Below are 20,792 nucleotides of genomic sequence, written 5' to 3' on the forward strand. Positions count from 1 at the left end.
CGGCGGCTGCGGCAGAATCGGGTCATGAAACTGCCACTGCGCGCGCTGCTGTTGTCCCTGCTGCTGGCGCCGGCCATCGTGCTGGCCCAGCAGACCGCCGAACGTTCGGCGACCTACGAGGTGGATACCGGCGATGCCTGGGTCGACACCCAGCTGGCCGATATCAACCACTACGCCGAGCGCTACCCCGATGCCTTCCTCGACGAGGTATCGCGCTACGCCGGTGTACCGCGCGGCTACATCGCCGCGCTGGCTACCACCCACCAGTGGCAGGCCGGCGACATCTACTTCGCCTGCTTCTGGGCCAAGGCCAGTGGCCAGACCTGCCGCGACAGCGTGCGCGCCTTCAGCCAGGACCCCGAGGGCGGCTGGGAGGCGGTGGTGAAGCGGATGCCGGCCAAGCCGCAGAACCTGCACTACCGCGCCGTGCGCCACGCCATCGTGGCCAGTTACGAGCACTGGGACAGGCCGATCACCCTGGATGCCACGCTGAAGCGCCAGTTGAAACGGTAGCGCCGGCCGCTGGCCGGCAACTGCACATCGCCGATGCACAGAGGTTGCCGGCCAGCGGCCGGCACTACCGATTCCAGGTCATGCTGCTCTGCGTATCGCCGCGGCCGCGCACTCCGGCGACAATACGGCTTCTCGCCGTTCCCCGTTCCCCGTTCCCGTAATCGAGTGACTGATGAGCGCCTCTTTCGTTTCGCCTGATGTGATCCGCCGCCTGTTCGCCCAGGCCATGTCCCGCATGTACCGCACCGAAGTGCCGCTGTACGGCACGCTGGTGGAGCTGGTGGAGCGGATCAACACGCAGGTCCTGGCGCAGGACCCGGCGCTGGCCGCGCAGTTGCTGCGCAATGACGAGCGTGCCCGCCTGGATGAAGAACGCCATGGCGCGATCCGCGTCGGCACCCCGCAGGAACTGGCGACCCTGCGCCGCCTGTTCGCGGTGATGGGCATGTACCCGGTGGGCTACTACGATCTGTCGGTGGCCGGCGTGCCGGTGCATTCCACCGCGTTCCGCCCGCTGACCGGCGCTGCGCTGGCGTTGAACCCGTTCCGCGTGTTCACCTCGCTGCTGCGCCTGGAGCTGATCGAAGACGAGGTGCTGCGTGCGCAGTCGGCCGAGATCCTCGCTCGTCGCCGCATCTTCACCGACGACGCGCTGGCGCTGATCGACCAGGCCGAGCGCGAGGGTGGCCTGACCCAAGCCGATGCCGAGCGCTTCGTCGAACAGTCACTGGAAACCTTCCGCTGGCATGGCGACGCCACCGTCGATCTGCCGACCTACCACGCCCTGCACAAGGCGCACCGGCTGGTGGCCGACGTGGTCAGCTTCCGTGGCCCGCACATCAACCACCTGACCCCGCGCACGCTGGACATCGACGCTGCACAGGCGGCGATGATCGAGCACGGCATGGCCGCCAAGGCGGTGATCGAGGGCCCACCGCGTCGCGCCTGCCCGATCCTGCTGCGGCAGACCAGCTTCAAGGCATTGGAAGAGGCCGTGCACTTCCCGGACAACGAGGGTGGCGACGCCGGCACCCATACCGCGCGCTTCGGCGAGATCGAGCAGCGCGGCCTGGCACTGACCGCCAAGGGCCGCGCGCTGTACGACCAGCTGCTGACGCAGGCGCGCGATGCCGGCGGCGCCGGCAGCACCGGTGGTGACTACGGCCAGCGCCTGCAGGCGGTGTTCGCCAGCTTCCCGGATGACCACGACACCCTGCGCCAGGAAGGCCTGGGCTACTACCGCTACCAGCTGACCGACGCGGGCCGCGCCGCGCCGGAGCGCGTGGCCGACCTGCCAGCCGAAGTGCTGGTTGCAGCGGGCCTGGCCACGGCCGATCCGATCGTCTACGAGGACTTCCTGCCGGTCAGCGCCGCGGGCATCTTCCAGTCGAACCTGGGCGGTGGCGAGCAGCGCGCGTACGCCGCACATGCCAATCGCGAAGCCTTCGAGCAGGCGATGGGCGCGGCGGTGAATGATGAGTTCGAGATCTACGAGCGCCTCCAGGCCGAATCGCTGGCGGCGCTGCGCAGCTGATACGCCACATCCGCCGGGCCATGCCCGGCGAACCGATGTCCGTACCTGGGGTCAGAGCCCTTTTCGGCCGAAAAGGGCTCTGACCCCGAACGCAATCAGCCCTTCATCGTGCCGGTATCCAGCCACCGCTGGTGCCACGACAGCGCCTCCGGCAGCAGGTGTGGAGTGTGCTTGCCGTAACTCTCGCGGCTGGCGCGGTCGAAGTAGTCCTGCAGCTGCGCGCGGAAATCCGGGTGCGCGCAGTTGTCGATCAGCACCTGCGCGCGCTTGCGCGGGGTCAGGCCACGCAGATCGGCCAGGCCCTGTTCGGTCACGATCACCGACACGTCGTGCTCGGTGTGGTCGACGTGGCTGGCCATCGGCACGATCGCCGAAATGGTGCCGTTCTTCGCTGTCGACGGGCTGAGGAACGCGGACAGGAAACCATTGCGCGCGAAGTCGCCCGAACCGCCGATGCCGTTCATGATCCGCGTGCCCATCACGTGCGTCGAATTGACGTTGCCGTAGAGGTCCACTTCGATCATGCCGTTCATGCCGATGCAGCCGAGGCGGCGCACCAGCTCGGGATGGTTGGAGATTTCCTGCGTGCGCATGATGATGCGCTCGCGGTAGAAATCGATGTTTTCCTTGAACGTCTCGTTGGCCTGCGGGCTCAGCGCGAAACCGGTGCATGAGGCATAGCTCAGCACGCCGTCGCGCAGCAGGTCGAGCATGCCGTCCTGGATCACCTCGGTGAACGCCGCCAGATCGCGGAAACCACTTTTGGCCAGGCCGGCCAGCACCGCGTTGGGGATGTTGCCCACGCCCGACTGCAGCGGCAGCAGGTTGGCCGGCAGGCGGCCACGCTTCACTTCGTGCTGCAGGAACTCGATCAGGTGCGCGGCGATCTGTTCGCTGGTCGCATCGATCGGGCTGAACGGGCTGTTGCGGTCCGGGCCATTGGTGCGCACCACGGCCACGATCTTGTCCGGGTCGCAGCGTAGCGCGTTCTCGCCGATGCGGTCGTTGGCATTGACCAGCGGAATCGGCTTGCGGTGCGGCGGCAGCGCGGTGCCGTAGTAGATGTCATGCATGCCGTCGACGCCGGCCGGCTGCCACTCGTTGACCTCGATGATCACCTTCTTGGCCAGGTCCAGCCAGGTCTTGTTGTTGCCCACCGAGGTGGACGGCACCAGCGAGCCATCCTCGCGGATGGCCGAGACCTCGACCACGGCGGTATCGATCTCGCCGTAGAAGCCGAACCAGACGTGCTGGGCGACGTGGCTGAGGTGGATGTCGATGTAATCCAGCTTGCCCTCGTTGATGCGGTTGCGCGCATCCGGGTCGCTCTGGAACGGCATGCGCATGGCGATGCCATCGGCCTTGGCCAGCGCGCCATCGAGTTCCGGCGCAGTGGAGGCACCGGTCATCAGGCTGATCTGGAAGGGCAGGCCCTGGGCATGCACCGATTCGATGCGGCGGGCCAGTTCAACGGGAACGGCCTTGGGGTAACCGGAGCCGGTAAAGCCGCTCATGGCCACGGTTTCACCGGGCTGGATCAGCGCGGCTGCGGCCTCGGCGGAGACCACGCGGTCACGAAGACGCGCGTTGGCGATGCGATCAACAGTCATGACGACAGCGTTTCTGGGGGGAATCCCGATTATCGGCCATCCCCTGCCGTACGGGGGGTTCTACCTTCGTGGAATGGTGTTTCCGGCAACGCCTCTCCCATACCCACCGGTTTTGTTTTGCAGTGCAGCGTGCAAAGTACTTTCGTACACCGCACGATGGCCCTGCATCCCGACGTGGGGGAGGGAGCAGAGCCCGCTGGCAGTTCGCTGCAAGCGGGCTTTTTTATTGCCTGCCGCCCAAGATGAATGCGCGGTGCCGGGGTCGGATCCTTTCGCCAAGGGCAAAAGGCTCTGACCCCACAGGCCACGGCAACGGGTCAGAGCCCTTCGCCGTTGGCAAAGGGATCCGACCCCGCGAGAATCAGGGCATGACCTTCGCCCCCGCCGAATTGCCCGCCCCTCTGCAGCCCCTCGTCGACCGCGCACTGGCGCGCCTGGCCCAGGCCGTGCCCGAGCCCATTCCGGTCGAGCTGCAGCCGCTGCTGGTGCAGCTGGCGGTCAGCAGCGACTTCGCCATGGACACCCTGGTGCGCCAGCCCGGCCTGTTGGCGCAGTTGTCCGCGCCGGGCTGTCCGCCGCTGCCGGCGCCTGTGCTCGATCCGCTGCAGCCCAGCGACTGGCCGGCACAACTGCGGCGCTGGCGCACGGCAATGTCGACCCGCTTGATCTGGCGCGACCTGGCCGGGCTGGACGACGTGCCACAGACCCTCGCCGGTGCCACCGCGCTGGCCGAGGATTGCCTGCGGCTGGCGCTGGACGCCCTGCAGCAGGAGTTCGCCCTGCGCCATGGAGTGATCCTCGATGACCACGGCCAACCGCAGCAGCTGGTGGTGTTCGGGCTGGGCAAGCTGGGTGGTGGCGAGCTCAACTTCAGTTCCGATGTCGATCTGGTCTACGCCTACGTGCAGGGCGGTGAATCCGACGGCCCGCGCGCGCTGGCGGCCGAGGAGTATTTCGCCCGGCTCGGCCAGCGCCTGGCCAAGCTGCTGGATGAAACCACCGTCGACGGCTTCAGCCATCGCGTCGACCTGCGCCTGCGTCCGTTCGGCAGCGCCGGCCGTGTGGCGCTGTCATTGGCGGCAATGGATCAGTACTTCCAGCGCGAAGGCCGCGACTGGGAGCGCTATGCGTGGTTGAAGGCGCGCGCGGTGGCTGGCGATATCGCCGCTGGCGAGGCCTGGCTGCAGACCCTGCGACCGTTCGTGTACCGCCGCTACCTGGACTTCACCGCGCTTGATGGCCTGCGCGAAATGAAAGCGGCGATCACCGCCGAAGTCGCGCGCCGCGAGATGCACGACGACATCAAGCGTGGCGCCGGTGGCATCCGCGAAATCGAATTCCTGTGCCAGGCGCTGCAGCTCATTCGTGGTGGCCGCGAGCCGGCGCTGCGTGAGCGGCGGTTGCTGGTCGCGCTGGATGCGCTGGTCGCTGCCGGGCAGATCGCCAGCGATGATGGCGCCGCACTGCGCGAGGCCTATCTGTTCCTGCGCCGGCTGGAAAACCGCCTGCAGATGCTGCGCGATGCACAGACCCATGTGCTGCCCAGCGATGTGCTGGATCGCGAACGCATTGCCGTCGGCCTCGGCTATGCCGATTGGGATGCGCTGCGCGCTGCATTGGCCGTGCAGCAGCAGCGCGTCAGTACCGAGTTCGCCGCATTGCTGGCCCCACGCAAGGGCCAGGCAGCACCGGATGCGCTGGCCAACTACTGGCGCAGCCTGCCCGAGGGCAGCAATGCACCGCTGCTGGCCGAGGCCGGTTTCCTCGACGCCAATGGTGCCGACCAGTCACTGCGTGATTTCGCCCAGGGCACAGGGGTGAAGTCGCTGTCCGATGCCGCGCGCGCGCGCCTGGATCGCGTACTGCCGGCACTGCTGCACGCCGCCACCCGTTCACCGCAGCCCGACGCCGCACTCAAGCGCGTGCTCGGCCTGCTGCAGGCAGTACTGCGCCGTACCAGCTACCTGGCGCTGCTGGACGAACAACCCAGCGCGCTCGCGCGCCTGGTCGACGTGCTTGCACGCAGCGCGCTGCTGGCCGAACGCCTGGCCGCGTATCCGCTGCTGCTGGACGAGCTGCTGGACGTGCGCGTGTCCGGGCCGATGCCCGATGCGGCCGGCATGCTGGCCGAATGCCAGCAGGTGCTGACGGTTGAAGATCCCGAATCGGCGCTGCGCTGGCTCAACGAAACGCGCCTCGCCCTCAGTTTCCGTATGGCGATGGCCACGCTGGACGGGCGCCAGGGCGCGGTCGACAGCACTCGGCAACTGGCCGAACTGGCGCAGGCGGTGGTGGTCACCGTGCTGGCGATGGCCGAGGCTGATATGCAGGCCGCACACGGCGTGATTGCCGGCGGTCGCTTTGCAATCATCGGGTACGGCAGCCTGGGCGGCCTGGAGCTGGGCTTCGGCTCGGATCTGGACCTGGTGTTCCTGCACGATCACCCGCCGGGCGTGGAAGCCAGCGATGGCGCGCGCCCGCTGGAGCCGGGCCGCTGGTATGCGCGCCTGGCCCAGAAGGTGATGGCGCTGCTGGCTGCGGTCACCGCCGCCGGCCGCCTGTACGACATCGACGTGCGGCTGCGTCCGGATGGTGGCAAGGGCTCGCTGGTGTCTTCGCTGACCAGTTACACCGAGTACCAGCGCGATCGTGCATGGACCTGGGAACACCAGGCGCTGGTGCGCGCGCGCGGCGTGGCCGGCGATTCCAGCCTGCTGCAGGATTTCGAACAGGTACGTGCGCAGACGCTGGGCCGCGAACGTGATCGCGCAACGCTGTATGCCGATGTACTGAAGATGCGCGGGCGCATGCGCACCGAACTGGACCGCAGCGATGCCGCCCGGCTCGACCTGAAGCAGGGCGCAGGCGGCGTGGTCGACCTGGAATTCCTGCTGCAGACCGGTGTGCTGGCATGCAGTGCGCAGATACCTGCATTGCTGCAGCCGCGTGCCACGCCGGCGTTGATCGACGCGTTGGCAGCGGCGGGGTTCCTGCCGGAAGCTACCGCACAGGCGCTGCATGGCGCGCATGCGACGCTGCTGGAAGTAGGGCTGGCCTGCACACTGGATCGAAGGCCGCGGTTGGCGCCAACGACGCCGGCCATCGAAGATGCGTGTGCGGCGGTCAGCGCCGCGTGCATCGCCGCGGACCTGCCGTTCGCCTGAATGCAGGTGGTGTGGATGCCAACCAAGGTTGGCAACTACCGGGCGAAGGTTTGCTGTTGGCATTCACCGTGCGATGGCTTGCTGTTGGTAGGTGCCAACCTTGGTTGGCACGCTGTTGCCGGCGCCATGAACGCTGACGGATCGTGCCAACCAAGGTTGGCACCTACCAGGACAACGGCGGTCAGCCCGCTGTACGCAGCGGCGCCATCTTCCACAGCAGCGCGCGGAACGGGGCCAGCAGGCACACACCGATCGCCAGCTTCACCGCCAGGTCGCCCGCCGCCCAGCTCAGCCACGGCAGGGTGGAGCCGGCGAAGGCGATCGACCAGAAGATGGTGGTATCCACCGTGGCGCTGCAGGTGGTGGCCACCATCGGCGCGCGCCACCAACTGCCACGGCGCAGGCGGTCGAACACGGTGATGTCCAGCAGCTGGGCAACGATGAAGGCCGAGCACGAGGCGATCGCAATGCGCGGCGTGGCCACCCACACCGACAGCAGCACCGCCACCGCAAAACCGATCCACGCCACGCGGCGGGCCGGGCCCGGGCCGAAGCGGCGGTTGATCAGGTTGCTGACCAGAAACGCCACCGGGTAGCTGAAAGCACCCCAGGTCAGCCAGTCATTGATGGGGTACTGCACCAGCACGTTGGACAGCAGCACCACCGCGCCCATGGCCAGCACCGCCAGCACCAGGGCGCGGGCGGTCAACGGGGCAAAAACAGGCGCAGGACGCACGGACATGGCGAGCCGGGGAAAAAGGGGATCGCCCATTATCCGCCCGGCCCGCCGCAGCGCCAAAAACGGCCGTTCAGCTTTACAGCAGTTCGCTCAGCGCGTCGCCGGCGGCATAGGCCGTGGGCACATAGGCCAGAGCCTTGCCGTCGCTGTTCTTCACTGTCCAACCGGCACCTGCATCGGTCGGATCGAAGCGCACCTGCTGGCCGACCACGAAGCCGGCCACCGGGTCTTCACCCTCAATCGCGGGCCACTGCAGGGTGGCGGTCTGGTCGGCCTTGTCCGGTACCTGCAGATGCACCTGGCGCTCGCCGGCGGCGGTGGTCGCCACCTGCTTCACTTCCATCGGCGGCAGCGGCACCGCCGGGGTGCGCTCGGCAACCTTGCCATTGCGCTCGCTGGCCTTGAACGGCGCCTTGGACAGCGCAGCCAGGCCCATCGAGGTGGCCAGCGGAACCGATACCACGATCAACGAAGTGACCAGCACGCTGGCCTGCCCACTGTTGAGGTGCGGGGCGGCACCGGCGTGCACGGTCGGCACCGTCAGGGCAGACAACAGCAGGGCGGCGGCGGGGACGCGCAGGGAACGAAGCATGGTGACCTCCTGGTCGGGAAGAGAAGCAGCGGCTCAGCGCTGCGTATCGAAAATGTCGCGCGGGCCGGTGGCCTCGGGCAGGTATTCCAGCGGCCGGCCCTGGTTGTCGTTCACCCGCCAGCCGTTGCCCGATTCGGCGGGTTCGAAATTCACCGTCTGGCCCACGTTGAACTGCACGGCCGGGTCACCGGGGCGCTTGGGCCATTGCATGGACGCGGTGTTCTGCGGGTTGTTGGCATCCTGCAGCAGCACCTCGCGGCGGCCATCGACGGTGGTGGAGATGGCGCTGACCTGCATCTGCGGCAGCTTCACCGGTGCGCCCTGGCCCGGCGGCAGGCCGGCATCTGCGGTTTCCTTGGCCGCCGCTGCGCGGGCCAGTTCCACCATCGGTGCAGACATCTCCAGGCTCGGCCCTTCGGGCACGCTGTTCTGGATGATCACGATGCGGCGCTCGGCATGTGCCGGCGCTGCGGACAACAGGCTGCCGCACAGAAGCACGGCCAACGCGGAAAACTGCAGGTTGCGCATCATCTTCTCCTTGCCGGGTCAGGGCGCAGCGGCGGCAGTGCTTTCGCCTGTCGCGTGCGCAATGGTCAGTTCCTGCTGCAGCTGGCTGCGCTGGTGCAGGAAGTCGAATACCGATTCCACCGTCACCACCGAGTAGTTGCCGGAAACGCGTTCGCTGGCGGGGTGGTCGGTGGTGGTGGCGTTGGCCACGAACAAGCGCGCACCCACGCGCTTGCCCAGGCCGATATGCAGCACGCTGGGCTGGTACTTCTGCGCGCGCAGCCACTGCTGCGCCTGTTCGCGCTTGACGATGACCGGGCCGCCTTCGGCCTGCGCCATCGCGGCGGCCAGTACTTCCAGGATCCACTGATTGGAATTCTGGAAGTCGGTGGCGAACGGATAGGCCACGACGTTGTAGTTCGATTCGTGCAGTGCCTTGGGCTGGATCGCCGGCGCTGCCAGCATCCGTTTAAGTGCCAACTGCAACGCCGGCGGCGGCACGCCGATGCGCAGATCGGTATGGGTGCCGCTTTCACCGACGAAATTGCCCAGGCCCTCGCGGTACAGCTGCGAGCTGTCGGTCTTGCAGCGGTTGAGCAGGTGCATCGCACGCCAGCGGCCGTCGTCCTCGCGCAGCAGGAAGGCCAGGTGGCTGTGGCGCAGGCCGTAGCGGCTCAGGTCCTGGCCGCCACGCGCGGCAATCACCACGTCCACGTCGGGCAGCGCATCCAGGCGCTCGGCGGTGGTCCAGGCCACATCGAACATCGCCGCCTGTGCGGCCACGCTGGGGTAGCGCTCTACGCAGGTGCCGCTGTCGGCCCATGCCGGCGTGGTGGCCAGCAGGCTCATCAACGGCAGCAGGGCGCAGCGCAGGCGATGCAGACGTTCCATGTATACCGCTCCAGAGGCGGGCAGGCCCGCGCGCCGATCATACCCGCATCGCTGGAATCAGCGCTCCACGGGGAGTGGGTCGTGCCGGCCGCTGGCCGGTAACCACATGATCTTCGGCCACGTGCACCTGGTTGCCGGCCGTTGGCCGGCACTACCCCAAGGTGAGGCGTGCTTTGACCTCGGCAGCAATCCGCGTGGTCTCGCGCAGTGGTTCGGTGCGGTCGTACTGCCAGTCCAGCCAGCGTGGCTGCAGGCGCCCGCGCTCGCGCAGCTGCTGTTGGAAGCGCGCCAGCCGTCCCTGCGCGGTATCGGCCAGGGCCACCATCACCGGCATGCGCGTGGCGCTGGCCTCGGACAGCAGGTTCACCGAATCGGGCGACACCACCACCCGGTTGGCCCAGCCGAGCAGACCGGCATACGGGTTCACGCCATCGCCGCCATCGCCCCAGATCACATGTGGCAGGTCGGCGAACTTCGCCCTCAGGATCTCGGCCAGCGCCGGCGGCGTGCGTCGCGAAGTGGTTGCCAGCAGGCTGCCACCCTCGCTGCGGATCTGTTCGGCCAACGCCTGGAACACGTGGACCATCGCGGTCTCATCCCACGGTGCCAGCGGCGTCGGGCCGCCCACCAGCAGCGCGGTGCGCGGGCCGGGCAGGGTGCTGAAGCTGGCGAACGCGGCGCGGCCCCAGGCCAGCCAGTCATCGTCCACCGGGTTCAGGCTGCCGATCAGGGTCAGCACGTTGCTGCCGCGCAGGGCGTCATGCTCGGGCACCACCACCACGTCCCAGTGGCGGGAGCCGATGCGCGGGTCGAGGATCTGCACCACCTGGCTGCCGCGCGCGCGCAGCACGCGCAGCGCGCCGGCGGCTTGGCGGCCACAGCCGATCGCCAGCGCGGGCGCCTCGACAGCGAGGGACGCGAACGCCTCGCCGTAGCCATTCACATCTCCGGGCAAGCGCCGCGGTGACAGCCAGCGCCACGGGGCGCGGGGTTGCAGAACCAGGGGCCGGTGGCTGCCCAGGCGCAGCGCCGTCGCCAGCGCGACCGCCTGGCGGACATTACCGGCACGGCCATCGGTGACCGTCCATGGCGTGCTCGATCGTTTCACCATTGGCATTAATTCGTTTCAATCCTGCTGGGTGTTGCAACAGTCGCGACACTCTACACTGCGGATCGACGTTTCGCCCCGCGCCGCCCGCGGGCACTGACCTTAGCCGCCCTGGAGATCCACGATGTCCCACGCGCTCGACGCTGCTGCACTGGACCAGTTGTTCCGCACTGCCCGTACCCAGAACGCCTTCCTCGACAAGCCGGTCGAAGACGCCCAGCTGCACGCCCTGTACGACCTGCTGAAGTGGGGCCCGACCGCCGCCAACGGCAGCCCGGCGCGCTTCGTGTTCGTGAAGTCGGCCGAAGCCAAGGCCAAGCTGGCACCGGCCCTGTCCGAAGGCAACCACAACAAGACCCTGGCCGCCCCGGTCACCGTCATCGTGGCCTTCGACCAGGATTTCCACGAGAAGCTGCCGTACCTGTTCCCGCACACCGACGCCAAGGCCTGGTTCGACGGCCCGCGCGAAGGCCGCCACGAAGGCGCGTTCCGCAACGGCAGCCTGCAGGGCGCCTACCTGATCCTGGCCGCACGCGCGCTGGGCCTGGATGCCGGCCCGATGTCCGGCTTCGACAACGCCAAGGTCGATGAAGCCTTCTTCGCCGGCACCAGCATCAAGTCGAATTTCCTGGTCAACCTGGGGTACGGTGACGATTCGGGCCTGTTCCCCCGTCTGCCGCGTCTGTCCTTCGACGAAGCGGCGCGCATCGCGTAAGTCGCTGTATCGGTTTCGGGCCCGCCCGCCGTGGCGGGCCATTGCTGCACTGTGTTCCCACCCTACGATCCGGAGAGTTCCTGAGATGAGCGCCACCCGTAAACTGCTGCTGCCGCTGGCCCTGACCCTGGCCATCGCCGCCTGCTCCAAGCCGGCCGACACCGCCGCCCCGGCGGCTGATGCTGCTGCCCCGGCCACCACCGAGCAGGCTGCCACCACCCCGGCTGCCGATGCCGCTGCTGCCGCCCCGGCCGCTGCCGCCATCACCATCGCCTCGGGCACCTACAAGCTCGACCCGACCCACACCGACGTGCTGGCGCAGTGGAGCCACTTCGGCTTCTCCAACCCGAGCGCGCACTTCGGCAACGCCGAAGGCACCCTGGTGTACGACGCCACCGACGTGACCAAGTCCACCGTGGAAGTGAAGCTGCCGCTGAGCGGCCTGAACAGCTTCACCGCCAAGTTCGACGAGCATCTGAAGAGCGCCGACTTCTTCGACGCTGCCAAGTTCCCGGCTGCCAGCTTCAAGAGCACCAAGGTCGAATCGGCCGGCACCAACAAGCTGACTGTCACCGGCGATCTGACCATCAAGGACATCACCAAGCCGGTGACCCTGGATGTGACCGTCAACGGCGGCGGCGAGCACCCGATGGCCAAGGTTCCGGCCGCCGGCTTCGATGCCACCACCACCATCAAGCGCAGCGATTTCGGCGTCGGCGCCTACGCCCCGAACGTCAGCGATGAAGTGAAGATCCGCATCACCACCGAAGCCACCGGCGAGAAGCCGGCTGCTTGATGCAACATCCCGCTCACTCGTCGTGAGAAGGCAGAAGGCCCGCTGAAAAGCGGGCCTTCTTTTTTGGGCGGCATCCACGCCCGGTTGCCGGGTTGCCCGATCGTTCAACCGCCGGGTCGCCCGATCGCCCCGGTCACCTGGTAGTGCCGGCCGCTGGCCGGCAACTGCATGCATCCAACTACCCGAGGTTGCCGGCCAGCGGCCGGCACTACCCGGTAGGTGCCAACCTCGGTTGGCGCACGAGCACTCCGCAGGCCAACCAAGGTTGGCCACTACCGGGCACGCGCGCTCAGCGCAGCGTACCCAGCCACGCGGCTGACGCTTCGCTCGGGCTCTGCTTGGCTTTCACCACCAACCCGCTCGCACGCACGAACGTCTGCGCGGCCTGTGCCACCACCTGGCGGGCGATCAGTGCCGCCTGCCTGGTGGACGCCTGCTGCTTGCGCAGCTGCACGATATGCACCGACGGGCGACCGACCGGCGCGTACTTCTGGTCGCGGCGCAGGATGTCGGCCACCTGTGCCACTTCGTGTTCGGCCTGCAGGTAGCGGTGCTGTGCCTCGACCAGCTCACGCAGCGGTACGCGCGCCGCTGCCGGGTCGGCGAAGGCGGACAGCACTGCGTCGCAGGCGCTGTCGTCGGCCAGGCGGGTACGCAGCGTGTCCACGCCGCTCAGGGTCAGTTTGCCCACGTGGGGCCTCGTTGGTGCAGGAAAGGAGCGCGATTGTCGCATGGGGTCGCGGTTACCATGGCGGCCGCACTGAACCACGGAAGGCAGCACCATGCAGGAAGCGCAGTACTGGCTTGGCGAATTCTGGACCGGCCTGAGCGTGCTCGATCTGATCGGCGGCAGCGTGCTGGGCACCCTGCTGGGGCTGGCGCTGGGCATCCTCGGCTGGCGCTGGCTGCATCGACGCGGTTGGCTGCGGCGGCAGCGGCGTTGGCACCATGGGCTGCTGGCCTCGTATGTGGTGCTGCTGCCGTTGCTGGTCGCGTTCTTCGGCCTGCAGCTGGGCGTCACCGCCGGTGCGCACCGCGCGCTGTTCAAGCAGCTCGATCACTTCCAGCCGCACCTGCAGACGATGGTGGAAGGCTGGAGCAGTGGCTTCACCGCCTCGCTGGAAGACGAGCGCATGCGTGCCGCACTGCAGAGCCAGGGCACGGTGGGTGATGTTGCCGATTCGCTTGCCGCGATCTACCTGCGCGAGCATCCGCTGCCCGGCGTGGAGCGGCTGGGTGACGGGCCGATGGCGCGCGGCGTGGGCTGGGTGATCGGCAAAGTGCGCGCCGGGATGCTGCGCGCGATGGTGGAAGACACGCTGATCGACAAGGCCGGCACGGTCGGCTTGGAGCCGAAGATGGTGCGCGAGGCGTTGACCATGCGCATCGACGAGCTGCTGCATACGCGCGGCGTGTTGCGGCTGGTGAAGGCGCAGATCAACGGCATGATGCCGGGTGTGTACCTGGGGTTGCTGCTGCCGCTGGCGCTCATCGTGCTGCTGGTGGCGCTGGAGATATGGGCCGCGCACCGGTTCGGGTGGAAGGGTGGGGCTGCGCCCGGCGTGGTAGTGCCGGCCGCTGGCCGGCAACTGCAGGATGCTGCCGAAGGGTCATGAGGTTGCCGGCCAGCGGCCGGCACTACCAGATGTGGTCATTGCAGCGGCCGGCATTGCCCGCGCGTGGTCGGTAGGTTCATGAGGTTGCCGGCCAGCGGCCGGCACTACCCGTAGAAGAGCGTGCGGACCAACGGTCCGCACCTACCGTTTTGCGGTCAATCGCCGTCCTGTTCGTCCGGGTGCGCCTTCCAGTAACCGGTCGAGCGGATCCAGTCGCGCGGCACGCCCAGGTGGCCTTCGATGAACTTGCGCATCATCCGTGCGCGGCGCGATTCGGTGGCGATCCAGTAGAACGTATCGCCGTCCGGCGCCTCGAAGTCGGTCAGCATGTCTTCCAGCAGCGTGCTGCTGGCCGCCGGGAAGCCGTTGCGCTCCAGCCAGTGGATGCGCACGTTCTCGTACTGCGGCAGATCCTGGCGCTCGTCCTCGTCGGCCACTTCGATGTAGGCCTGCACCTGCGCGCCTTCGGGCAGCACGTCCAGCCAGCGGGCGATGGCCGGCAGCGCGGTCTCATCGCCAATCAGCACGTAGGCGTCATAGCTGTCGGCCACCACGAACGAGCCGCGTGGGCCGCCGATCACCAGCGTGTCGCCGGCCTGTGCGCGCTCGGCCCACGGCCCGGCGATGCCCTGGTCGTGCAGTACGAAGTCGATGGCCAGTTCGCCGGTTTCGTGGTCCCACCAGCGTGGGGTGTAGTCGCGTGCCGGCGAAGGCTGCTTGCCATCCGGGTAGCTGCGCCCTTCGGCGGTCAGCACCGGCAGCACCATTTCACCGCTGGCGTTGGGGAAGAACAGCTTGATGTGGTCGTCGGCGCCGGGCGAATCGAAGCCGGCCAGGTCGTCGCCGCCCAGCACGATGCGGCGCATGTGCGGGGTGACAGTCTCGGTGCGGAGCACGGTCAGTTCACGGAAGCGCACATCCAGGCGCAGGCGCGAGTTGTGATGTTCGGTCATGGGGGTACCTGTCAGAAGGTCGCGCGGAGGCGCGCGGCATGGGGGAAGACCTGGCTGGATTCAGTCTGGCTGGGTCGTAGAAAAGGGAGGGGACACGTTGCCGGCCTGGCCGTTCATCAGCGCCGACGCGCGCGACAGCAGCGCGGCCACCTGCTCGGCTTCGCCCTCGGCCCAGCGTCCGTGGTGGTGCACCAGCGCCAGCTTGAACTCGCGCAGCGCAGCGGCCAGCGGTGCCGGCAGCGAGGCCTTGGTGATCTCGCGGGCGCGGTCGAACGCGCGTCGCTGCGCCAATCGCACCTGGGTGCGCTGCACCTTCAGCTCGAACTCGCCCGCAGTGGTGATGCGGAACACACGGCGGCCGTCCACCTCTTCCGACGCCACCCAGCCAGCCTGCTCGAAGCTGGCCAGCAGCGGGTACATGGTGCCGGCGCTGGGCGTGTAGGCCTGCATGAACATGGTGCTGATGTGCTGCATCAATTCGTAGCCGTGGCGCGGCTGCTCGCCGATCAGCGCCAGCACCAATAGGCGCAGGTCGCCACGGCTGAGCACGCGCGGCTGGCCGTTGCGGCGGGGTACCGCGGCATCGTCGGTGCGGTTCCTGGGGGAGGGGGATCGGCCCATTTCGATATATCGGTAACGTGTGCCGCAAACGATATATCGATAAGCCGGACCCGACAAGCATGGTTTCGGCCAGAATGCTTGCCCGATCGGGCCACGCAGCAAGCTACCGCAAGGGATCAGCGCAGGGCTACGCGCAGCGCAAGCCACCGTTGCGCGGCCTGACATCCGTATCGGGCCACGCAACGGCACTGCGGGTTTCCGCCCCGGCAGGGGCGCAGCAGACGAGCGGCGAACCGCGGGAAGGGGCCTGCTCGCCGCCAACCGTGCGCAGCTGCCCCGTCCGCGTCGAGAGGCGCGCGCGACACGTTGTCGCGGGTTCAGCGGCGCCCCGTCAGACAACGCCGACACGGCGCCGGCCTTGCCCCACAACGGTCATCCATGGCAGTAACACTGCGTCCTGCGCATGGGCGCAGCAGGCCAATGGCGACAGCTGGCGCAGCCCTTGCAGGCAGCCACAGCGGCCTGCAGCAGCGCTTTGTCCCGCTGGTGGACGTCCCGGGACAGGCCTTGCAGACATGGGTGGCCTGCCTCCATACGCCAGCGTAGCCAAGTGACGAAAGCCCTTGGTGCGCTACACTTTGCGGTCTAGAAATCTATCAACAGTCGCGCGCGTGCGTGCGGTAATGGGAGCGCTAATGAACTGGTTGAACGAGGTGCTGAACAACGACCCGAATCCTGTGGAAACCCAGGAGTGGATCGAGTCGTTGAAGGCCGTTATTGATGTCGAGGGCCCCGAGCGCGCGCATCAGCTGCTGGAAGGCATGGTGGAACTGACCCGTCGTTCGGGTGCCTATCTGCCGTTCTCTCCCACTACCGAATACGTCAACACCATCGAGCCGCAGCTGGAGGCCAAGAGCCCGGGCAACGCCGAACTGGAATGGCGCATCCGTTCGATCATCCGCTGGAACGCGATGGCCACCGTGGTGCGCGCCAACCGCAAGCCGGGTGACCTGGGCGGCCACATCGCCTCGTTCGCCTCCGGCGCAACGCTGTACGACGTGGGCTTCAACCACTTCTGGCGCGCCCCCAGCGAAAACCACCCGGGCGACCTGCTGTTCATCCAGGGCCACAGCGCCCCAGGCATCTACGCGCGTTCCTTCCTGGAAGGCCGCATCAGCGAAGAGCAGCTGGACAAGTTCCGCATGGAAGTGGACGGCGGCGGCCTGTCGTCGTACCCGCACCCGTGGCTGATGCCGGAATACTGGCAGACCCCGACCGTGTCGATGGGCCTGGGCCCGCTGGCCGCCATCTACCAGGCGCAGTTCATGCGCTACCTGGAAAACCGTGGCCTGATCGAGAAGTCCGACCGCAAGGTGTGGTGCTTCATCGGCGACGGCGAGAGCGACGAGCCGGAAACCCTGGGTGCCATCGCGCTTGCCGGCCGTGAAGGCCTGGACAACCTGATCTTCGTGGTGAACTGCAACCTGCAGCGCCTGGACGGCCCGGTGCGCGGCAACGGCAAGATCATCCAGGAACTGGAAGGCGTGTTCCGTGGCGGCGGCTGGAATGTCATCAAGCTGCTGTGGGGCGGTTACTGGGATGCCCTGCTGGCCAAGGACACCAATGGCGTCCTGAAGAAGCTGATGATGGAAACCGTCGACGGCGAATACCAGAACTGCAAGGCCTTCGGCGGTGCGTATACCCGCGAGCATTTCTTCGGCAAGTACCCGGAAACCGCTGCGATGGTGGCCGGTCTGTCCGACGACGACATCTGGCGCCTCAACCGTGGCGGCCACGACCCGCACAAGGTGTACGCCGCCTACCACCAGGCCGTGAACACCAAGGGCATGCCGACCGTGATCCTGGCCAAGACGGTCAAGGGCTACGGTATGGGCAGCGCCGGTGAGGCACTGAACCCGACCCACCAGACCAAGAAGCTGGACGACGAAGCGGTGCGCCACTTCCGCGACCGCTTCAACATTCCGGTGACCGACGCGCAGCTGGCCGACGGCCAGGTGCCGTTCTACCACCCGGGCCCGGATTCGCCGGAAGTGCAGTACCTGCAGGAACGCCGTGCGTCGCTGGGTGGTTACCTGCCGCAGCGCCGCCGCAAGGCCGAAAAGAGCTTCAATGCACCGAAGCTGGAAAGCTACGAGCGCCTGCTGAAGAGCAGCGGCGAGCGCAGCTACTCCACCACCATGGCCTTCGTGCAGAGCCTGAACATCACCCTGCGCGACAAGGAACTGGGCCCGCACATCGTGCCGATCGTGGCCGACGAAGCCCGTACCTTCGGTATGGAAGGCCTGTTCCGCCAGATCGGCATCTACGCGCCGTTCGGCCAGAAGTACAAGCCGGTCGACGCCGACCAGCTGATGTTCTACCGCGAAGACCAGAGCGGCCAGGTGCTGCAGCAGGGCATCAGCGAGCCGGGTGCGATCAGCTCGTGGATGGCCGCCGGTACCAGCTACTCGGTCAGCAACGTGCCGATGCTGCCGTTCTACATCTACTACTCGATGTTCGGCTTCCAGCGCGTGGGCGACATCGCCTGGCAGGCTGCCGACATGCGTACCCGCGGCTTCCTGCTGGGTGGTACCGCCGGCCGCACCACGCTGAACGGTGAAGGCCTGCAGCACGAAGATGGCTTCAGCCATCTGGTGGCCGGTGGCATTCCGAACGTGCGCAGCTACGACCCGACCTTCGGCTTCGAAGTGACGGTGATCCTGCAGCACGGCACCAAGGCGATGATGGAAGATCAGATTGACGAGTACTACTACGTCACCCTGATGAACGAGAACTACACCCACCCGGAAATGCCGGAAGGCGCGGCCGAAGGCATCGTCAAGGGCATGTACCTGCTGACCGACGCCGGCAAGCCGAAGAAGGGCGAGCTGCGCGTGCAGCTGCTGGGTTCGGGCACCATCCTGCGCGAAGCCATTGCCGCAGCCGAGCTGTTGGACAAGGACTTCGGCGTGACCGCCGATATCTGGAGCTGCCCGAGCTTCAACGAACTGCGTCGCGATGGTTTCGACGTGGAACGTGCCAACCGCCTGCATCCGGAAGGTGAGCAGCGCAAGGCCTATGTGACCGAGCTGCTGGAAGGCCGCCAGGGCCCGGCAATTGCCGCCACCGACTATGTGCGTGCGTATGCGGACCAGATCCGCGCGTTCGTGCCGATGTCGTACACGGTGCTGGGTACCGATGGTTTCGGTCGTTCGGATACGCGTGCGAACCTGCGTCGGTTCTTCGAGGTTGACCGGTACTACATCGCGCATGCCGCGATTGCGGCGCTGGCGAAGGACGGGAAGATGACGGCTAAGGATGTGGCCCGGGCGATCAAGCAGTACAAGATTGATCCGGAGAAGGCTAATCCTGTTGGGGTTTGATTAAATAGCGTTGAAGAAGAGGGGCGGCTTGACCGCCCCTTTTTTATTGATGACTCTCTATGTTGTCCGTTGCGCTGTGGAGGGCCCGAGCAATGGTAGACATAGTAGATGCCGCCATTCGTTCTAAGATGATGTCAGGGATCAAGGGAAAGAACACAAAGCCCGAATTGGTGGTTCGAAGATACTTACATCGGAGTGGCTTTCGGTACGTGCTCCACAGGCGCGATCTGCCTGGAAGACCCGACCTGACATTGCCTAAATACCGGGCGGTCATCTTCGTTCATGGCTGCTTTTGGCATATGCATCAGGGATGCCGCTTTGCCACTTTGCCAACCACGCGACCTGAGTTCTGGCTACATAAGCTTGAAGAAAATCGTGCAAGAGACGAGCGCCAAGCCCAAGTGCTTATGAGGGATGGCTGGCGAATTGCGGTGGTGTGGGAATGCAGCCTCAGGCTACAGCCTGGGCCGACTCTAGCCGGGCTTTCGACATTTCTGAAGTCTTGTGTGAGGCGCGCAGAGTTCTCGGCAGATCAGTGTCCCAAAATCGAGTAAACCACATCCGCAATCTGGTTCGCCATCCATGGTGGAACAGCGTTGCCGACTTGGCGGAACTGTGCTCCCCGCGCACCCTCAAAGAAGTAATTGTCCGGGAAGGTCTGTAGTCTCGCCGCCTCTCGGACAGAGATGCTTCTGAGTTGTGTGGGATCCGGATGAATGAAGTAATGTCCATCCTTCTGCAGGTGGCTAGTCACCGTCGAGCTCGGAGCATCCCACCTCTGAACCTTGAAACGATCTACAAATTTTCCTGTCATCCAGTTCGCGTGATCCGGATGGATGGACTCTGGGAATTCGGATGAGCCTCGCGGTGACCGCTCGTGGGCTAACGTGAACGCTGATGCATAACCATATCGAACGAGATCCATCCACATATGCTGTCGAACCTCGTGGTTCAGCAAGTGGCCGAGTCTCGGATCAATGAGCCAGTTCTCCAAGTGAGAAGGCACTTTGTTGCACCCCGCGGTTCTCGGCATCGATCTTCCGCCGGACCCGAAATCAGTCCTAGGTACGCGCAGGGCTTGCTGACGAAGCTCTCCTGAGACACGGATGTCATCTGTAAGGGAGGCCGCATGTAGAAGGATCTCCTTAGCCTCAGATGACCAGTCGTCTACGTCGACATCAGTCACGCCGCTTCTCAATCTTGGTAAGCCTTTAATGACCGAATCAAGGTGCACCTCGTCGTTAGATGCAATCATCCACCTTGCGCGAGTGAGGTTGATGTCTTCGGCCACGCCAAGCAGTACAACCCTGTGGCGAGCCTGAGGTACCCCCAGCTCTTCCGCCCTGAGAATGTACTTGCGCCCATCCTCATCGTCGAAAAGATCAGTGTCGCCGCTCTTTACCAGCGGAATGACGTTATATCGGGGGCCGTTCTTCCCGCCGGGAGCGCGGAGATCATCGAGAATCTTCGGGAACATCAGCTCGCCCCCGACCCTTGACGAAAGGATGCCCTTCACGTTCTCCATAACAAACGCTGCGGGGCGATGATCCTTGATGATCTTGAGATAATGCTTGTAGAGGAAGTGTCGGTGGTCATCTTCGGCCCTATAGCCAGCAACGCCACGATTGCGCGCACGGCCCACCAAAGAATATGCTTGGCAAGGAGGGCCTCCAATTAGAATCCAAGGATCGGGCCCAGTCGCCACCTTGCGAATATGGTCATGCAGCACGCGGTCATCTTCAGCAACTCCGAGCTGAAGTTGCTTGGCCTCCTCGCCAGCAGCAAGCCACTCATGCCTAGTCTTTTCGGTCCATGGTTGGGCTACCCGGCCGGCCACGTAGTCGTAATAGCTGATGGGGGCCTTCCCCACAGGGAATTGGCGATAGAACGCTCGCAGACGAAGAGTTCTCGCTGCGTTCGCTTCCATCTCAGCAGAGATCGCAATCTTGAAGGGCTGGTGTCTCGGTCTGCCCTTGGCCATGTAGGCGGAGAAGCCCTCGCCCAAGCCGCCAGGGCCCGCAAACACATCTACAACAGGGATCCGCATGCTGGTTCACAATGTAATTGGCGGTGCATCTTGCACCGCTTCTGCGGTGCCAGGATCGCATGC

The 20,792-nt window shown here is 66.1% G+C and carries 18 protein-coding genes; 8 read left to right on the forward strand and 10 right to left on the reverse strand.

Translation table 11 applies throughout. The annotated features are described in order from the left end of the window. Positions 1 to 24: 24 nt before the first annotated feature. Both ACEF39_RS01925 and hglS read left to right on the forward strand, forming a co-directional pair. Entirely contained in the window at positions 25 to 513 is a 489-nt protein-coding gene (locus tag ACEF39_RS01925) for a hypothetical protein (RefSeq protein ID WP_230112600.1), read from the forward strand. Positions 514 to 685: 172 nt separating this feature from the next. Continuing rightward, on the forward strand, positions 686 to 2,047 hold the full coding sequence (hglS, locus tag ACEF39_RS01930) for a 2-oxoadipate dioxygenase/decarboxylase HglS (protein WP_500286767.1): 1,362 nt from the start codon (positions 686 to 688) through the stop codon (positions 2,045 to 2,047). A gap of 95 nt (positions 2,048 to 2,142) precedes the next feature. On the opposite strand, the gene scpC is transcribed toward hglS, so the two are convergent. Beyond that, the gene (gene scpC / locus ACEF39_RS01935; RefSeq protein WP_500286768.1) at positions 2,143 to 3,657 is read right to left on the reverse strand and encodes a succinyl-CoA:acetate CoA-transferase ScpC; all 1,515 of its coding nucleotides are present in this window, start codon (positions 3,655 to 3,657) and stop codon (positions 2,143 to 2,145) included. Positions 3,658 to 4,025: 368 nt separating this feature from the next. On the opposite strand from scpC, the gene glnE reads away from it, so the two are divergent. Next, the gene (gene glnE / locus ACEF39_RS01940) at positions 4,026 to 6,821 is read left to right on the forward strand and encodes a bifunctional [glutamate--ammonia ligase]-adenylyl-L-tyrosine phosphorylase/[glutamate--ammonia-ligase] adenylyltransferase (RefSeq protein ID WP_500286769.1); all 2,796 of its coding nucleotides are present in this window, start codon (positions 4,026 to 4,028) and stop codon (positions 6,819 to 6,821) included. 181 nt (positions 6,822 to 7,002) lie between these two features. Here the strand turns inward: glnE and ACEF39_RS01945 are convergent, their stop codons facing one another. The 5 genes from ACEF39_RS01945 to ACEF39_RS01965 form a co-directional block, all read right to left on the reverse strand. Continuing rightward, positions 7,003 to 7,563 (reverse strand): queuosine precursor transporter, encoded by a 561-nt coding sequence (locus ACEF39_RS01945; RefSeq protein ID WP_500286770.1) that lies wholly within the window; start codon positions 7,561 to 7,563, stop codon positions 7,003 to 7,005. A 73-nt stretch (positions 7,564 to 7,636) separates the two neighbouring features. Continuing rightward, on the reverse strand, positions 7,637 to 8,152 hold the full coding sequence (locus tag ACEF39_RS01950; protein WP_500286771.1) for a hypothetical protein: 516 nt from the start codon (positions 8,150 to 8,152) through the stop codon (positions 7,637 to 7,639). A gap of 33 nt (positions 8,153 to 8,185) precedes the next feature. Beyond that, positions 8,186 to 8,680: a hypothetical protein gene (locus ACEF39_RS01955; protein ID WP_500286772.1), complete on the reverse strand. Its 495-nt coding sequence runs from the start codon at positions 8,678 to 8,680 to the stop codon at positions 8,186 to 8,188. A gap of 18 nt (positions 8,681 to 8,698) precedes the next feature. Continuing rightward, positions 8,699 to 9,550 (reverse strand): DUF2145 domain-containing protein, encoded by an 852-nt coding sequence (locus tag ACEF39_RS01960; protein WP_500286773.1) that lies wholly within the window; start codon positions 9,548 to 9,550, stop codon positions 8,699 to 8,701. A gap of 151 nt (positions 9,551 to 9,701) precedes the next feature. Next, positions 9,702 to 10,661, reverse strand: a complete 960-nt coding sequence (locus ACEF39_RS01965) for a mitochondrial fission ELM1 family protein (RefSeq protein WP_500286774.1) — start codon at positions 10,659 to 10,661, stop codon at positions 9,702 to 9,704. Positions 10,662 to 10,782: 121 nt separating this feature from the next. Between ACEF39_RS01965 and ACEF39_RS01970 the strand changes: the two genes are divergently transcribed. Both ACEF39_RS01970 and ACEF39_RS01975 read left to right on the forward strand, forming a co-directional pair. Continuing rightward, positions 10,783 to 11,373: a malonic semialdehyde reductase gene (locus tag ACEF39_RS01970; protein WP_025878215.1), complete on the forward strand. Its 591-nt coding sequence runs from the start codon at positions 10,783 to 10,785 to the stop codon at positions 11,371 to 11,373. Positions 11,374 to 11,458: 85 nt separating this feature from the next. Beyond that, complete coding sequence (locus tag ACEF39_RS01975; RefSeq protein WP_089238300.1) at positions 11,459 to 12,169, forward strand: YceI family protein; 711 nt, start codon at positions 11,459 to 11,461, stop codon at positions 12,167 to 12,169. A 289-nt stretch (positions 12,170 to 12,458) separates the two neighbouring features. On the opposite strand, the gene ACEF39_RS01980 is transcribed toward ACEF39_RS01975, so the two are convergent. Then, positions 12,459 to 12,860: a hypothetical protein gene (locus ACEF39_RS01980; RefSeq protein ID WP_251473070.1), complete on the reverse strand. Its 402-nt coding sequence runs from the start codon at positions 12,858 to 12,860 to the stop codon at positions 12,459 to 12,461. Positions 12,861 to 12,951: 91 nt separating this feature from the next. Here ACEF39_RS01980 and ACEF39_RS01985 point away from each other — a divergent pair, with 91 nt between their 5' ends. Beyond that, positions 12,952 to 13,785 carry a hypothetical protein gene (locus tag ACEF39_RS01985; RefSeq protein WP_500286775.1) on the forward strand — a complete coding sequence of 278 codons (834 nt, stop codon included), beginning with the start codon at positions 12,952 to 12,954 and terminating at the stop codon, positions 13,783 to 13,785. 155 nt (positions 13,786 to 13,940) lie between these two features. On the opposite strand, the gene ACEF39_RS01990 is transcribed toward ACEF39_RS01985, so the two are convergent. Both ACEF39_RS01990 and ACEF39_RS01995 read right to left on the reverse strand, forming a co-directional pair. Then, positions 13,941 to 14,738, reverse strand: coding sequence for a siderophore-interacting protein (locus tag ACEF39_RS01990; protein WP_478034359.1), 798 nt, complete (start codon positions 14,736 to 14,738; stop codon positions 13,941 to 13,943). Positions 14,739 to 14,798: 60 nt separating this feature from the next. Continuing rightward, on the reverse strand, positions 14,799 to 15,359 hold the full coding sequence (locus ACEF39_RS01995; protein WP_500286776.1) for a PadR family transcriptional regulator: 561 nt from the start codon (positions 15,357 to 15,359) through the stop codon (positions 14,799 to 14,801). A 635-nt stretch (positions 15,360 to 15,994) separates the two neighbouring features. On the opposite strand from ACEF39_RS01995, the gene aceE reads away from it, so the two are divergent. Both aceE and ACEF39_RS02005 read left to right on the forward strand, forming a co-directional pair. Then, a complete protein-coding gene (aceE, locus tag ACEF39_RS02000; protein ID WP_032975588.1) occupies positions 15,995 to 18,682 on the forward strand; it encodes a pyruvate dehydrogenase (acetyl-transferring), homodimeric type in 2,688 nt (895 codons plus the stop codon). 131 nt (positions 18,683 to 18,813) lie between these two features. Next, on the forward strand, positions 18,814 to 19,236 hold the full coding sequence (locus tag ACEF39_RS02005) for a very short patch repair endonuclease (protein ID WP_500287952.1): 423 nt from the start codon (positions 18,814 to 18,816) through the stop codon (positions 19,234 to 19,236). On the opposite strand, the gene ACEF39_RS02010 is transcribed toward ACEF39_RS02005, so the two are convergent. Beyond that, complete coding sequence (locus ACEF39_RS02010) at positions 19,215 to 20,729, reverse strand: DNA cytosine methyltransferase (RefSeq protein ID WP_500286777.1); 1,515 nt, start codon at positions 20,727 to 20,729, stop codon at positions 19,215 to 19,217. The two genes, ACEF39_RS02005 and ACEF39_RS02010, sit on opposite strands and share 22 nt — an antisense overlap. Positions 20,730 to 20,792 lie beyond the last annotated feature (63 nt).

The sequence above is a fragment of the Stenotrophomonas indicatrix genome (assembly GCA_041545745.1).
GTDB lineage: Bacteria > Pseudomonadota > Gammaproteobacteria > Xanthomonadales > Xanthomonadaceae > Stenotrophomonas > Stenotrophomonas indicatrix_A.